General features: G+C 74.9%; 12 protein-coding genes. 1 reads left to right on the top strand and 11 read right to left on the bottom strand.

Annotated elements, in window-relative coordinates:
- Nucleotides 1-97: 97 nt before the first annotated feature.
- The 5 genes from G9H71_RS06885 to G9H71_RS06865 are packed head-to-tail and all read right to left on the bottom strand — an operon-like array spanning nucleotide 98 to nucleotide 5,413.
- Entirely contained in the window at nucleotides 98-835 is a 738-nt protein-coding gene (locus G9H71_RS06885; RefSeq protein ID WP_166279981.1) for an HAD family hydrolase, read from the bottom strand.
- On the bottom strand, nucleotides 832-2,298 hold the full coding sequence (gltX, locus tag G9H71_RS06880) for a glutamate--tRNA ligase (protein WP_166279978.1): 1,467 nt from the start codon (nucleotides 2,296-2,298) through the stop codon (nucleotides 832-834). Before gltX ends, G9H71_RS06885 begins: the two co-directional genes overlap by 4 nt.
- Entirely contained in the window at nucleotides 2,291-3,076 is a 786-nt protein-coding gene (locus tag G9H71_RS06875; protein ID WP_166279976.1) for a fumarylacetoacetate hydrolase family protein, read from the bottom strand. The genes gltX and G9H71_RS06875 overlap by 8 nt, the downstream gene beginning before the upstream one ends.
- Nucleotides 3,077-3,134: 58 nt before the next feature.
- Nucleotides 3,135-4,439 (bottom strand): glycosyltransferase, encoded by a 1,305-nt coding sequence (locus tag G9H71_RS06870; RefSeq protein WP_166279974.1) that lies wholly within the window; start codon nucleotides 4,437-4,439, stop codon nucleotides 3,135-3,137.
- Nucleotides 4,427-5,413, bottom strand: a complete 987-nt coding sequence (locus G9H71_RS06865; protein ID WP_166279972.1) for an alpha/beta fold hydrolase — start codon at nucleotides 5,411-5,413, stop codon at nucleotides 4,427-4,429. Before G9H71_RS06865 ends, G9H71_RS06870 begins: the two co-directional genes overlap by 13 nt.
- A 218-nt stretch (nucleotides 5,414-5,631) precedes the next feature.
- Here G9H71_RS06865 and G9H71_RS06860 point away from each other — a divergent pair, with 218 nt between their 5' ends.
- Entirely contained in the window at nucleotides 5,632-7,842 is a 2,211-nt protein-coding gene (locus tag G9H71_RS06860; protein WP_166279970.1) for a LuxR C-terminal-related transcriptional regulator, read from the top strand.
- 118 nt (nucleotides 7,843-7,960) lie between these two features.
- On the opposite strand, the gene cimA is transcribed toward G9H71_RS06860, so the two are convergent.
- The 6 genes from cimA to serA form a co-directional block, all read right to left on the bottom strand.
- Nucleotides 7,961-9,574 (bottom strand): citramalate synthase, encoded by a 1,614-nt coding sequence (gene cimA / locus G9H71_RS06855; protein ID WP_166279968.1) that lies wholly within the window; start codon nucleotides 9,572-9,574, stop codon nucleotides 7,961-7,963.
- 314 nt (nucleotides 9,575-9,888) lie between these two features.
- Complete coding sequence (locus tag G9H71_RS06850) at nucleotides 9,889-10,983, bottom strand: branched-chain amino acid aminotransferase (RefSeq protein ID WP_166279966.1); 1,095 nt, start codon at nucleotides 10,981-10,983, stop codon at nucleotides 9,889-9,891.
- Between the two features lie 99 nt (nucleotides 10,984-11,082).
- Complete coding sequence (locus G9H71_RS06845) at nucleotides 11,083-11,694, bottom strand: hypothetical protein (RefSeq protein ID WP_166279964.1); 612 nt, start codon at nucleotides 11,692-11,694, stop codon at nucleotides 11,083-11,085.
- A gap of 27 nt (nucleotides 11,695-11,721) precedes the next feature.
- On the bottom strand, nucleotides 11,722-12,786 hold the full coding sequence (locus G9H71_RS06840; RefSeq protein WP_331272800.1) for a 3-isopropylmalate dehydrogenase: 1,065 nt from the start codon (nucleotides 12,784-12,786) through the stop codon (nucleotides 11,722-11,724).
- Nucleotides 12,787-12,797: 11 nt separating this feature from the next.
- Nucleotides 12,798-13,028: a hypothetical protein gene (locus G9H71_RS06835; RefSeq protein WP_166279962.1), complete on the bottom strand. Its 231-nt coding sequence runs from the start codon at nucleotides 13,026-13,028 to the stop codon at nucleotides 12,798-12,800.
- Between the two features lie 78 nt (nucleotides 13,029-13,106).
- The gene (gene serA / locus G9H71_RS06830) at nucleotides 13,107-14,696 is read right to left on the bottom strand and encodes a phosphoglycerate dehydrogenase (protein ID WP_166279960.1); all 1,590 of its coding nucleotides are present in this window, start codon (nucleotides 14,694-14,696) and stop codon (nucleotides 13,107-13,109) included.
- Between the last annotated feature and the right edge of the window lie 26 nt (nucleotides 14,697-14,722).

The raw sequence follows: 14,722 nt of genomic DNA, 5'->3' as shown, positions 1-14,722 counted from the left end.
GGGCAGCCTGCGACGACAGGGCCCGCCGCACGACACCTGGTGTCGTACGGCGGGCCCTCGTGCGTCGGGAGCCGGCCAGGGGGTGGCTAGGTCCCGGCTACGGCCGGGCGGCGTCCTGAGCGCCGCGAGCCACCAGGGCCGGGAGCTCGGCGAGGCTCTCGATGCGTACGACGCCCTCGGGCACCTCGCGGTCGGAGGCGGCGCGGTCGAGCCAGACCCCGACCAGGCCGGCGTCGCGCGCGCCCAGCGCGTCGGTGCGCAGCCGGTCCCCGACGTACGCGGTGCGGGCCGGGTCCGAGCCGAGCGCCTCGCACCCGGCGTGGAAGACCGCCGGATGGGGCTTGGCCGGCAGCCCGCCCTCGGCGGGGCAGATGACGACGTCGAAGCGGCCGCCCAGCCCGGCGCGCTCGAGCTTGGCGAGCAGGTTGGCGGTCTCGTTGTTGCTCACGACGCCCATCGGCACGCCGAGCGCGTCGAGCACGTCGACGGTGTCGGTGAAGACCTCGACGGCGGCGTCGAACGCCTCCCGGTAGGCGTCGAACCACGCGTCGAGCTCGTCGTCGCCGGCCAGCGCGGGCAGGCCGAGCCAGGCGAGGATGTCGCGCGCCCGCTCCCTGCGCTGCCCGGACCAGGTCAGCTCCCCCGCGAGGTAGCGCGGGTAGTGCAGGTCCTCGAGCCGCTTCCACTCGGCGACCGCGGCCTGCTGCTCGGCCTCGGGGGCGATCTGCGCGAGCCGCGCGAGGAACCCCCGCTCGACCGCCCCCGTGTGGTCGAGCAGGGTGTCGTCGACGTCGAAGAGGACCGCCTCGACCGCTACGTCCGCCCCCGTCGTCACGACAGCGAGTCGAGCGCCGCGCGGATGCGCTCCAGCGACCGCTCCCGGCCCAGCAGCTCCAGCGACTCGAACAGCGGCGGGGACACCTTGCGGCCGCTGATGGCCGACCGCAGCGGCCCCAGCGCCTTGCCAAGCTTGAGCCCCATGCCCTCCACGAGCGCCGCCGTCAGCGCGGTCTGCGTGGCCGCGGTCGTCCACTCCTCGAGCGGCTCGAGCGCGTCGAGCGCGGCCTGCAGGACGCCGGCGTCGAGCAGCTTCGCCGCCTCCGGGGCGATCGTGACCGTGTCCGTGAAGAGGAAGGCGAGCATCGCCGAGACCTGCTTGAGCAGCGTCACGCGCTCCTGCACGAGCGGCGTCGCCGCGGCCATGAGCGCGCGCTGCTCGTCCGTGGGCGGGGCCGAGACGAAGCCGTCGAGTGCGAGCTGGTGCAGCGCCCGCTCGGTGAAGTCCGCGGGCTCCAGGCGGCGGATCCACTGCCCGTTGATGGCCTCGCACTTCTTGAGGTCGAATCGGGCGGGGTTGGCGTTGACGCGCGCGACGTCGAAGGCCTCGACCATCTCCTGCAGCGAGAAGACGTCGCGGTCCTCCGCGATCGACCAGCCGAGCAGCGCCAGGTAGTTCAGCAGGCCCTCGGGGATGAACCCCTCGTCGCGGTAGTAGCCGATGGCGGACTCGGGGTCGCGCTTGGAGAGCTTCTTGTTGCCCTCCCCCATGACGTAGGGCAGGTGGCCGAAGAGCGGGGGCTCGCCGCTGCCGATGCCGATCTCGCCGAGCGCGCGGTAGAGCGCGAGCTGACGCGGCGTCGACGACAGCAGGTCCTCGCCGCGCAGCACGTGGGTGATGCCCATGAGCACGTCGTCGACCGGGTTCACCAGCGGGTAGAGCGGCGAGCCGTCGGCACGGACGATGACGTAATCAGGGATCGAGCCTGCAGCGAAGCGCACTTCACCGCGTACGAGATCGGTGAAGTGCAGATCCTCGTCGGGCATCCGCAGCCGCAGCACCGGCTGCCGGCCCTCGGCGACGTACGCCGCGCGCTGCTCGGCGGTCGTCTCCCGGTCGGCGTTGTCGTAGCCCAGCTTCGGGTCCTGCCCGGCGGCGCGGCGCCGCTCCTCGACCTCCTGCGGGGTGGAGAAGGACTCGTAGGCGAGCCCGGCCGCGAGCAGCCGGCGGGCGGCGTCGGCGTAGACGTCCATCCGCTGGGACTGGCGGTAGGGCGCGTGCGGGCCGCCGACCTCCGGCCCCTCGTCCCAGTCGAGCCCCAGCCAGCGCAGCGTCTCGAGCAGCGCCTCGTAGGACTCCTCGGAGTCCCGCGCGGCGTCGGTGTCCTCGATGCGGAAGACGAACGTGCCGCCGGTGTGCCGGGCGTAGGCCCAGTTGAACAGCGCGGTCCGGACGAGCCCGACGTGCGGGTTGCCCGTCGGCGACGGGCAGAAGCGGACCCTCACGGGCGTGTCAGTCACGCGCCACCACCCTGCTGCTCAGCGTCCCGACCCCTTCGATGGTCACGGCCACGTCGTCGCCGGGGACGATCGGGCCGACGCCTGCCGGCGTGCCGGTGAGGATCACGTCACCCGGCAGCAGTGTGAAGGCCGCCGACACGAGCGCGACGAGGTCCGCGACGCCCATGAGCAGGTCGGAGGTACGCCCGTCCTGCCGGGTCTCGCCGTTGACCGTGCAGCCGACCGCCCGGTCGTCGTCGGGCGCCACGTCGGTCTCGATCCAGGGGCCGAGCGGGCAGAAGGTGTCGAAGCCCTTGGCCCGCGCCCACTGGCCGTCCTTCTTCTGCAGGTCCCGGTCGGTCACGTCGTTGGCGCAGGTGTAGCCGAGGATGACGTCCGCAGCGCGCTCGCGCGGGACCTCCCGGCAGAGCCGGCCGATGACGACCGCCAGCTCGGCCTCGTGGTGGACCTCCCCGTGTCCAGGGGGCAGCACGATCGCGTCCCGCGGCCCGGCCACCGCGGTCGAGGGCTTGAGGAAGATCGGCGGCTCGGCCGGTGCCTCACCACCCATCTCCCGGGCGTGGTCGGCGTAGTTCTTGCCGACACCGACGACCTTGCTCGGCAGCACGGGCGCCAGCAGGCGGACGTCCGAGAGCGGGACCGGCTCGCCGGCCAGCTGGAAGGGGGCGAACGGGTGCCCGGCGATGGGCGTGATCGTCAGGGACGCCGGCTGCGCCGCCTCCCCGTTGACCACCCCGAAGGACACCGCGTCGCCGCGGGAGAACCTCGCGATGCGCACCCGGGAAGGCTAGTCGACAGGTGCCGGGCGCCGGACGGCGGCGACAGGCGGCGAGAGCTCACGCGGCCCACGGGCTGGCCTCGCGGACGACCCGCGCTCCGTCGGCGACGAGCTGGCCGACCAGCCGCACGACCTCGCCGGCCGTGTCGTGCGCGTTCAACTGGTCGGCGAGGCGACGGGCGTGCTGCGCGAAGGAAGGCTCAGTGAGCACCCGGTCGACCGCGGCGGCCACCGCCTCCGGGGACGGGCGCCCGGTGCGCAGGTCGATCCCGGCCCCGCTCCGGGCGACCATCCCCGCGATCGCCGGCTTGTCCAGGTCCCGGCCGGCGACGACGAGCGGGATGCCGTGCCGCAGCGCCGCCAGCACGCCGCCCCAGCCGCCGTTGGTCACCATCACGTCGGTGAGCTGGAGCAGCCGGGCGTACGGCACCCGGGCCGCGATGAGGACGCCGTCCGGCACCGCGAAGGGCAACGCATCCCGGCCCACGACGCCGGTCGTGGCCGCGACCGTGAGGCTCCGCCCGCCGAGGCCCGCGATGGCCGGCCGCAGCAGGTCGTCGGGGTCGGTCCCGAAAGTCCCCTGCGTGACGTGGACCACCGGCCGCCGCGCACGCAGCGCCGGCTCCCAGCCCGGCGGCAGCGCGGCGTCCCCTCCGGGCGGAAAGGCCCCGACGAAGTGCACGTGCGCGGGCAGGTCGGTCCGTTCCGGCTCGAGACCCGGGATCCCCAGCGCCATGACGAGGAACGGCGAGAACCACTGGTCGTCGAGCCGCACGGCGGCGGGGTCGAGCCCGGCGGCCGCCCTCGTCTGGCGCAGCGCCCGGCGCAGCCGTCCGGAGGCCACGCGGACCGCGCCCCGCAGCGCCGCGTCGCGGGCACGGCCGAGCCGGCCCCGGCCGGGCGCCAGCGGCAGCCCGGGCGGAGGGAGGTCGCGGCTGGGCAGCGCGAGCGGCACGACCGACACGGTCGCCCAGGGGGTCCCCAGCCGTTCGGAGACGAGTGCACCGCCGAGGCTCAAGGAGTCGGCGACCAGGACGTCCCAGGGCCGGCGCTCCCACTCCTCGCGCAGGTCCTGCGCCTGGAGCGCGGCCGTGCGGACGAAGACGTGCTCGAGGTTCGCGAGTGCGCCCCGCGGGCCGGGGCGCCCGGCCCGCGGGAACGTCGCCCGCAGGTCACGCTCGTCGAAGTCCGGTGCGTGCCGCCACACCACGGGCGTGGCGCCCGTTGCCGCGGCCTGGGCCGCGAACCGGGACCCGCAGTAGACGCGTACGCGGTGCCCGGCGCCCCGCAGCGCCTCCACCGCCTGCAGCACCGGGGTCACGTGCCCGGTGAACGGCATGACCGTCACCATCACCTCGGCCATGTCGGCCCTCCTTCCGGCCTCGCCCACTCCTCGATGCGGTCGACGACCCACGCCGGGTCCTCGAGATGCGGCAGGTGCCCGACGCCGTTCCGCTCCGCGTACGCCCACGCGGGCAGCGAGTGTGCGAGGGCCCGCGCCGACGCGACCGGGGCCCGGGGGTCCTCGTCGCCTTGCAGCCAGAGTGCGGGCACGTCGAGCCCGCGCAGCAGGGCGTGGAACCGAGCCGGCCGGGCCAGCAGTGCCACCACCCCCACGATCGCGTCCCACTGCGTACGCGCCGCCTCCGCGCGCCCGGGCCGGGCGGCCTCCTCGGCGATCGCAGCCGCGACGACGTCGGCGGGCACTGCGCCGGGATCGGGCGTGGCCTGCTCGATCTGCATACGCACCAGGTCGTGTGCGCTGGCCGACGCGACCCGGCCGCTGACGAGCCGGCGGACGCCGGGCGCCGAGAGCAGGGCGTGCCTGGCCGCGAGCCGGGGGTCGATGCGACGCCCGCAGGCCCGGGCGACCGGAGGCGCCAGGAGCACCAGGCCGCCCAGCCGACCAGGGCTGCGGGTCGCGTGCAGCAGCGCGAGGATGCCGCCCAGGCTGTGGCCCAGGAGCACCGGGTACCGCTCCTGGTCGGCGAGCAGGCCCTGCACGACGTCGAGGCAGTCCAGCAGCGCGGACGGGGCACGGCGGCCCGCCTGCCGGGGCAGTGGCGTCGCCCGGCTGCCGCCGTGCCCCGGCAGGTCGAGCGCGACGACACGGAAGGCAGAGGCCAGCGCCGGCCCGACGACCGCGAAGTTGAGGGCGCTGCCACCGAGGCCGTGCAGGCAGAGCAGCAGCGGGGCGTCGGCGGGCCCGCCGAAGTCGAGGACGCGGACCGGCCCCCCCACGTCGAGCACGACAGGACGGGCGGCCAGCCAGGACGGCGTCGGCAGCGAGGCCGGGACAGCGACATCGGGGACGAGGAGGTCGGGAAGGATCGGCACGCCCTCGAGGCTCGGCCCGGACAGGGTGGTCGCGCACCACCCTGTCCCCACACCACCCTGCCCCCGCACCCCCCTGCCCCCGCACCCCCCTGTCCCCGCACCACCCGGCCTCGCCCCGCCGGCACCCCGTCCGTGTCGGCTCTACGGGGTGGCGCGCGCCCCGCGCAGCGGCCACCCTGGGAACGAGCTACGAGCAGGCGCGAGCGGGACGGAGGGGGATGGGCGGCGACGGTCGCGGCACGCTGCTCGCCGCAAAGACCCGTCTCCCCCGTGCCCCGTCCACCCTCGTGGCACGGGACCGGCTGCTCGCCGCGCTCGACCGGGGTGACGCGCCCGTCACCACGGTCGTGGCCGGTGCGGGCTACGGGAAGACCACGCTGGTCGCGCACTGGGCGGCGGGCTGCGGCCTGCCCGTGGCGTGGGTGTCGCTGGATGCGGGGGACGACGACCCCCGGCGCTTCTGGTCGTACGTCGCCGCCGGCCTGTCCGCCGTGTCCCCCGACGCCGCCGCCCGCGCCGATCGCGCGCTCGCCGTCGCCGGCTCCAACCCGCTGGAGGACGCGGTCCCGCAACTGCTCAACGGGATCGGGGACGGGCCCGGCGTGCTCGTGCTCGACGACCTGCACGCGGTCACCAGCGGCGAGGTCCACGAGGGCCTCGAGCTCTTCCTCGACTACCTGCCGCCCGGCCTGCGCGTCGTGCTCGTGTCCCGGTCCGCGCCGCCGCTGGCCCTGCCACGGCTGCGGGCGCGCGGCCTGCTCCGCGAGCTCGCGGCGGACGAGCTGCGGCTCACGCCGAGGGAGCAGCGAGCGCTCCTCGACGCCGTTCTCGGGCCGGGCGCCGCGCAGGTGCCGGCGGACGTGCTCGAGGAGGCCGACGGGTGGGCCGCCGGCGTCGTGCTCGCCGCCCTCGCGGCCGGGTCGCCGCGCCCCGTCGAGCACGCCCGGGCGAGGGGCCGCGAGCAGATGGCCGACTACCTGATCGCCGAGGTGCTCGAGGGGCTGCCCCCGGGTCAGCGGGGCTTCCTGCTCGTCACAGCCGTGCTCCCCGTCCTCGAGCCGGCCCTCTGCGACGCCGCGCTCGGCGCCGAGGGATCGGCGGACGTCCTGCGGGCGCTCGAACGTGCCGGCGCCTTCGTGGCCCAGGACGGAGCGGCGTACTCCTGCCACCCCGTCTTCCGGCGCGGGCTGCTGCGCCAGGCGTACCCCGGCCGGCAGGAGGCGGCCCGGCGCGCGGCGAGCGCCCTCGCGGCGCGTGGGGAGCCCGAGCCGGCCGTCCGTCTGCTGCTCGACGCCGGGGACAGCGGCGCGGCCGTCGCCCTCCTGCTCGGGCAGGCCGCCACGTTCCTCGCGTCCGGCGCGCTCGGGTCCTTCGTGTCCCTCGGCGAGGCCGTGGGAGAGGCTCGCCTTCGCACGAGCCCCGCCCTCGCGACGCTGCTCGCGTGGGCGGCCGGGCAGTCAGGGCGACGCCAGGACGTACACCGGTTCCTGGCCGTCGCCGACGCGGCCGAGGCCGCGTTCGACCTGCCCGGCTTCCGCTGCGGCCGGTCGGTCGTCGCGGCCCTGCGTTCCGTGCACGCCGGGCCGGGCGACCTGCCCGACGTCGCCGAGGCGTACGCCCGGCAGGCGGTGGCCCAGGAGGACGACCCGGCACTGCCCGGATTCGTCGTGGCCCACGTGGCGCTCGGCGGGGCCCTGCTCTGCGCGGGTCACGTGGACGCAGCGGTCGACGCGCTGCAGGCCGCCTGGCGTGCGCCTGCGACCGCCGCGCTGCCCGCGCCCTCGCGCACGGAGACCGCCGGCCTGCTCGCCTGGGCCCTCTGCCGGGCGCACGCCTGGGACGAGCTCGCCCGGCTGGTGGCGGCCACCGCGCACGAGGCCCGGCGGCTGCGCGACGAGCTCGGCGCCGCCGCCGGGCCGAGCCTCGCCCTGCTCGACGCGTCCGCAGGCCTGCTCGCCCGGCACCGCGGGGACGCCGCCGGCGCGCTCGCCGCCCTGCGCACGGCGGCCTCGGAGCTGACGGCGGCCTCGCACCCGGGCATCGCAGCGCTCGTGCTCGTCGCGGCCGCGCACGAGGAGCTGGCCTGCGCCAGCCCGTCCGGTGCGCTCGCGCGCCTGGACGCCGCACGGGCGGCACTCGACGAGGCGCCGGCGATGCCGTTCCTCGAGGAGGAGGCCACGATGCTCGAGCAGCGGGCCGGGCGCGTCCAGGCCGGCGGGACGGCGGCGCAGCTCGTCGAGCCGCTGACCGCCCGCGAGCTGTCCGTTCTCCGTGCTCTGCGCGGCCCCCTCGCGCAGCCCGCGCTCGCGGCCGAGCTCGGGCTGTCGATCAACACGGTCAAGGGCTACGCGAAGGCGCTCTACCGCAAGCTCGGGGTGGGCTCCCGGGCCGAGGCCGTCGCCCGCGGGCGCGAGCTCGGGCTCTGGTGACCACGCGACAGGCGCGCGCTACCGCTGAGCGGGGCGCCGCCCCGTCGTCCGCCGGGTCGAGGTCGCGCCGCCGGGGTCGCCCGTCACGCGCGGACGGAGCGTCACCAGGCCCAGCGCCTCACTCCGTCGGCTTCGCGGGCACCGGCTCGACGCCGGCCCGCAGCAGCCCGAACGACATCGCGTCCACGAGCGCCTCCCACGAGGCCTCGATGATGTTGGCCGCGACGCCGACGGTCGTCCACGTCTCGCCACTGCCGTCACCGGTCTCGATGAGGACGCGCGTGACGGCGCCGGTGCCGTGTCCCGTGTCGACGATGCGGACCTTGTAGTCGACGAGGGAGAACCGGTCGATGACCGGGTACGCGGCGCAGAGCGCCAGCCGCAGCGCGGCGTCCAGCGCGTTGACCGGGCCGTTGCCCTCGCCGGTCGCGACATGGCGCTCCCCTGCGGCGTGGATCTTCACGGTGGCCTCGGCGAGCGCCACCTCGCCGCCGCGTGCGTCCATCAAGGCACGCCACGACTCGACCTCGAACCAGCGGCGGCGGGCGCCCTCGAGCACCTCCAGCAGCAGCAGCTCGAAGCTCGCGTCGGCCACCTCGAAGGTGTAGCCGCGGGCCTCCAGTTCCTTGACCCGGTCGGTCAGCCGGGTCTGCGCCTCGCGGTCGCTCGACAGGTCGTAGCCGAGCTCCCGGCCCTTGAGCTCGACGCTCGCGCGGCCCGCCATCTCCGAGACGAGCAGCCGCATGTCGTTGCCCACGAGCGAGGGGTCGACGTGCTGGTAGAGGTCGGGGTCGACCTTGATGGCGCTCGCGTGCAGGCCCGCCTTGTGGGCAAAGGCCGAGGCGCCGACGTAGGGCTGGCGGGCGTACGGCGGGACGTTGGTGATCTCGCTGACGGCGTGCGAGATCCGCGTCGACTCCTGCAGCCCGTTACCCGCAAGCAGCTTCATACGACGCTTGAGCTCGAGGTTAGCGACGATCGTGACGAGGTCGGCGTTCCCGGTGCGCTCGCCGTACCCGTTGAGCGTGCCCTGCACGTGGGTCGCGCCCGCGTCGACGGCGGCAAGGGTGTTGGCGACGGCGCAGCCGGCGTCGTTGTGGCAGTGGATGCCGAGCTTCGCCGAGCTGGCCGCGAGCACCTCGCCGACCGCGTCCGCGACCTCGTTGGGCAGCATGCCGCCGTTGGTGTCGCACAGCGCGATGACCTCGGCCCCGGACTCGGCGGCCACACGTACGAACTCGACTGCGTACTTCGGGTCGTAGCGGTAGCCGTCGAAGAAGTGCTCGGCGTCGATGAAGACCCGCGCCCCCTCCGAGCGCAGGTGGTCGATCGTGTCGCGCAGCATGGCCAGGCCCTCGTCGGTCGTCGTGCGCAGGGCCTTCTCCACGTGCAGGGCGTGCGACTTGGCCACGAGCGTCACCACGGGCGTACGCGCCTCCCGCAGCGCGGCCACGAGCGGGTCGTCGGCGGCCTTGGTGCCCGCCCGCCGGGTCGACCCGAACGCCGCGAGCTGGGCGTTGTGCAGCGTCAGCTCCGTCTGCGCGCGCCGGAAGAACTCGGTGTCCTTCGGGCTCGCCCCCGGCCAGCCGCCCTCGATGAAGCCGACGCCCAGCTCGTCGAGGTGCCGCGCGATCGCGAGCTTGTCGGCCACGGTGAGGGCGAGGCCCTCCTGCTGCGCGCCGTCGCGCAGGGTCGTGTCGTAGACGTGGAAGCCGTCGCTCGTCGGGGCCATGGGATCGGGGTCCTTCCCGGAACAGGGTGCTGCGCGTGCTGTGCAGGGGCTGGAAAACGAAAAGACCCCCCGCGGGTGCGAGAGGTCTGCGCGCTCGGCGGAGGTGCCGGGCGCGCTAGCCGATAATCGAGCGGCTACGGAGCATGGGGCCATCGTGCCACACCCACCGGCCCCGGCCGGTCGAATGCCGCATCGTCACTGCCCCGGGGCGTGACGATGCGGCATTGCGCCGAACCTATCGTCGCGATGCGCCATCGTGACGACGAAGGCCGCGGGCGGCCCCCGGCGCCGCGCGGCACGGGAGTCGCGCGGCGTCAGCGCACGTCGACCGTGCGCATCCAGCCGTGCTTGTCGGGGGCGACGCCGTGCTGGATGTCGAGCAGTGCCTGGCGCAGCCGGATGGTCGCCGGGCCGGGCTCGCCGTCCCCGACGGTCCACTCGCCGGCGGCCGACTTCACGGTCCCCACCGGGGTGATGACGGCGGCCGTGCCGCAGGCGAAGACCTCGGAGATCTCCCCGCTGGCGTTGCCCTCGCGCCACTCGTCGGTCGAGATGCGCCGCTCCTCCACCTCGTAGCCGAGGTCGCCGGCGAGCGTGATCAGGCTGTCCCGGGTGATGCCGGGCAGCAGCGTGCCGGTCAGCGACGGCATGACGATCTTCGCCGAGTCGCCGCTGCCGACGACGAAGCAGAGGTTCATGCCGCCCATCTCCTCGACCCAGCGGTGCTCCACCGCGTCGAGCCAGACGACCTGGTCGCACCCGTGGGCCGCCGCCTCGTGCTGCGCGACCAGGGAGGCGGCGTAGTTGCCGGCGCACTTGGCCTCGCCGGTGCCGCCCGGCGCGGCCCGGGTGTACTCGGTCGAGAGCCAGACGCTGACCGGCTTGACCCCGCGCGGGAAGTACGCCCCGGCCGGCGAGGCGATGAGCAGGTAGAGGTACGCGGCGGCGGGCCGCACGCCGAGGCCGACCTCGGTGGCGATCATGAACGGGCGCAGGTAGAGCGCCCGGCCGGCCTCCGCCGGCACCCAGTCGACGTCCTGGCGGGTCAGCGCCTCGACCGACTCGAGGAACAGCTCCTCGGGCAGCTCCGGCATCGCGAGCCGGCGCGCCGAGCGGTTCATGCGGCGGGCGTTCTCCTCCGGGCGGAAGAGCGCGACCGAGCTGTCGGGCTGGCGGTAGGCCTTGAGCCCCTCGAAGATCTCCTGGCCGTAGTGCAGGGCCATGGTCGCGGGGTCCAGCTGGAGCGGGCCGTAGGGCACCAGCTCGCCGTCGTGCCAGCCGCGTCCCTCGACCCAGCGGACGGTGACCATGTGGTCGGTGAATACCCGGCCGAAGCCCGGGTCGACGAGGAGCGCCTGGCGCTCCGTCGCGGACAGGGGGCTGCTGGTGGGCTTCAACTCGATGGCCATGGCGCAAACGGTAGTAGCACCTGCGCCGGGCGCCCACCCGATACCGCCAGATGGACGCCCCTCGTCCGGTCCGCCGTGCGTCAGCCGGTCCGCCGCTTCTCAGCCGGTCCGCAGCTCGTAGGTCGCGCTCCAGTAGTCCCAGGCCTCGCGCCATTCGCGCTCCTCGGCCGCGAGGGCGCGCGCGAGCGGGACCGCGAGCCGCGGGTCCGCGGAGCGGGCACGGTTGCCCCACAGCCGGCGCCAGGCCTCCTGGGCGCGCCGGCTCGGCACGTCGGAGTCGAACACCACGAAGCGCAGCGTCTCCTCGACCGCGGCCTCCCACCGCCGTCCGTCGGCCGCCCACGCCAGCTCGGAGGCCTTCTCGACGTGCGCGACCAGCGAGGCCACGGCGGCCTCGGCCTCCTGCCGGGTCTCCGCGGCCAGCCGGGCCTGGGCACGGACCGCCGCCTCCACCAGGACCGCTGGGTCAGGGTCCGGCGTACGCGGAGCGGCCCCCCGTCCGAAGCGCTCGCGCAGCCATCCCCGGGCCCGCCCCGTGCGGGTCTGCGGCGGGAGCTCGGGCGGCGGCGGGACGACGCCGGCGATCAGCGCCCGGTGGGCGTCGAAGCCGTGCGCCGGGGGGAGGTCGAGGTCCTGCGGGCGCGTCGCCGCCCGGCGCGCCAGCTCCTCGGCGAGCCGGCCACGCGCGTCCCGGAAGGGAGCTCGACGCACACTCCCCAGGGTGGCACAGGCCGCCCGTCAGGCGAGCCGGGAGAGGACGTCATCACCGACTTGTGACGTACGCCGGGGCGCGCTCCCGCGCTCGGCGAGGTCCTGCTCCACCGCCGCCTCCACGCACCGCGCGGCAGCGCCCAGGCCGAGGTGCTCGAGCAGCAGCCCGACCGACAGGATCGCGGCGGTCGGGTCGGCGACGCCCTGCCCGGCGATGTCGGGAGCCGAGCCGTGGACCGGCTCGAACATGCTCGGCGTGGTGCGGTCGGGGTTGACGTTGCCGCTCGCGGCGAGCCCGATGCCGCCCGTGACCGCGGCCGCGAGGTCGGTGATGATGTCGCCGAAGAGGTTGTCGGTGACGATCACGTCGAAGCGCTCGGGCTTGGTCACCATGAAGATCGTGGCCGCGTCGACGTGCAGGTAGTCCACCGTGACGTCGGGGAACTCCTCGCCCACGCGCTTCACGGTCCTCGACCACAGGTGGCCGGCGTGCACGAGGACGTTGTTCTTGTGCACCAGCGTCAGCTGCTTGCGCGGCCGGGCCTGGGCGCGCGCGAACGCGTCGCGGACCACGCGCTCCACGCCGAACGCGGTGTTGACGCTGACCTCGTTGGCGACCTCGTGCGGAGTGCCGACGCGGATCGCGCCGCCGTTGCCGACGTAGGGGCCCTCCGTGCCCTCGCGCACGACGACGAAGTCGATCTCCTTCTCGCCCGCGAGCGGAGAGGCCACCCCGCGGAAGAGCTTGGAGGGGCGCAGGTTCACGTAGTGGTCGAGCTCGAACCGGAGACGGAGCAGCAGGCCGCGCTCGAGCACGCCGCTCGGCACGGCCGGGTCGCCGACCGCCCCGAGCAGGATGCCGTCGAACCCGCGCAGCTCCTCCAGCACGCTGTCCGGCAGCGTCTCGCCGGTGGCGTGCCAGCGGCGGGCACCGAGGTCGTACTCCACGACGTCCGCGCGCCGGCCCTCGGCGGCCAGCACGGCGTCGAGGACGCGCCGGGCCTCGGCGACGACCTCGGGGCCGATGCCGTCGCCGGGGATCGCGGCGAGGCGCAGGGTCTGCTCGGGCTGCTGCACGGTGCTGTCGCTCACGGGCGAGCAGCCTAGTTCGCGCCCGCGCAGTGAGACAGCTCGTCTCGAAGCCCGAGACGGCGGCGGCGGGCATCCCGCGTTGTTTCCGCGCCCGGCGCGCTGGAGATCACTTCGACACGCAGGCGTCCGGCCTGCCCGGCCCCGAGCGGGCCAGGAGGACAGGAGGGCCAGGGCATGAACACCCGCACCATCGCGATCATCGCGCTCGTCATCGCCATCATCGTCGCGATCGCGGTCTTCACCAGCGTTCTGTGACCGAACAGCTGCGGGCCGGGACGACGTCGTCGTCCCGGCCCGCAGCCCTGTCGCCGTGCGGAGCGTCAGCCCTCGAGGTCCACCGTCCGGCCGGACACCGCGCCGATCTCCTGCACGATCGCGTCGAGCGTGTCGGTGGGGACCGCGGAGTCCACGGTGAGCGCGACGAGCGCGTCCCCGCCCTTGCTCCCCCGGCTCACCTGCATGCCCGCGATGTTGACGCCGGCCTCGCCGAGGACCCGGCCGATGGTGCCGACCACGCCGGGCCGGTCCTCGTAGCGCAGGAACGCCATGTGCTCGGACAGCGTGACCTCGACGTCGAGGCCGTCGACCTCGACGATCTTCTCCACCTGGCGCGGCCCGGTCAGCGTGCCGGACACCGACGTCTGCGACCCGTCCGCGAGCGTCCCCCGCAGCGTCACCAGGTTGCGGAAGTCCGGGCTCTCCGTGGACGTCACGAGCCGGGTCTCGAGCCCGCGCTCCTTGGCCAGGACCGGCGCGTTGACGTAGGTCACCTGCTCCTCGACGACGTCACCGAAGATCCCGCGCAGGGCGGCGAGCTCGAGCACCCGGACGTCCTGCTCGGCGATCTCGCCGCGCACCTCGACGTCGAGCGACTGCGGCACGGCGCCCGCGAGCGCGCTGAAGACGCGGCCGAGCTTCTCCGTCAGCGGGATGCCGGGGCGCACGTCCTCGGCGATGACGCCGCCCTGCACGTTGACGGCGTCGGGGACGAGCTCGCCCGCGAGTGCGAGCCGCACCGACTTCGCGACGGCGATGCCGGCCCGCTCCTGCGCCTCGTCGGTGGAGGCGCCGAGGTGCGGGACGCCGACGACCGAATCCAGCTGCATGAGTGGCGAGTCGGTCTTCGGCTCCTTGTCCCACACGTCGATGCCGGCGCCGGCGACCCGGCCTTCCTGGATCGCGGTGAACAGCGCGGCCTCGTCGAGGATCCCGCCGCGGGCGGCGTTGACGATGATGACGTTGGGCTTGACCTTGCGCAGCGCCTCGTCGCCGATCAGCCCGACGGTCTCCGGCGTCTTGGGCAGGTGGACCGTGATGAAGTCCGCCTCGGCGAGCAGCTCGTCCAGGCTGACGAGCCGCGCGCCGATCTGCGCCGCCCGCCCGGCCTGGACGTAGGGGTCGTAGGCGACGACCTTCATGCCGAACGCCGAGAGCCGCTGCGCGACCAGGACGCCGATGCGGCCGAGGCCGACGATGCCGACGGTCTTCTCGAAGAGCTCGACGCCGGTGAACTTGCTGCGCTTCCACTCCCCGCCCTTGAGCGAGGCGTGCGCGGCCGGGATGCGGCGCGCGACCGAGAGCAGCAGCGAGATCGCCAGCTCCGCCGCCGAGACGATGTTGGAGGTCGGCGCGTTGACGACCATCACGCCCGCCTGCGTGGCGGCCGGGACGTCGACGTTGTCGAGGCCGACGCCCGCGCGGGCGACGACCTTGAGCTGCTTGGCGGCCGCGATGGCCTCCGCATCCACCTTCGTCGCGCTGCGGACGAGGATCGCGTCCACGTCCGCGATCGCCTCGAGCAGCTCGGCGCGGTCGGCGCCGTTGCAGGAGCGGACCTCGAAGTCCGGGCCGAGGGCCTCGATGGTGGCGGGCGAGAGCTCTTCAGCGAGAAGGACGACTGGCTTGCTCACCGTGGGACTCCTACGACTCGAACCGG

The sequence above is a fragment of the Motilibacter deserti genome, assembly GCF_011250635.1.
In the GTDB taxonomy this organism is placed as follows: Bacteria; Actinomycetota; Actinomycetes; order Motilibacterales; family Motilibacteraceae; genus Motilibacter_A; species Motilibacter_A deserti.
This window is presented reverse-complemented; position numbering and strand designations above follow the sequence as displayed.

What these genes read in the sequence shown, in the direction of transcription:
- G9H71_RS06870 (WP_166279974.1), bottom strand. Translation starts at nt 4,439, where the DNA reads ATGGCCGAGGTGATGGTGACGGTCATGCCGTTCACCGGGCACGTGACC.
- cimA (WP_166279968.1), bottom strand. Translation starts at nt 9,574, where the DNA reads ATGGCCCCGACGAGCGACGGCTTCCACGTCTACGACACGACCCTGCGC.
- G9H71_RS06860 (WP_166279970.1), top strand. Translation starts at nt 5,632, where the DNA reads ATGGGCGGCGACGGTCGCGGCACGCTGCTCGCCGCAAAGACCCGTCTC.
- G9H71_RS06850 (WP_166279966.1), bottom strand. Translation starts at nt 10,983, where the DNA reads ATGGCCATCGAGTTGAAGCCCACCAGCAGCCCCCTGTCCGCGACGGAG.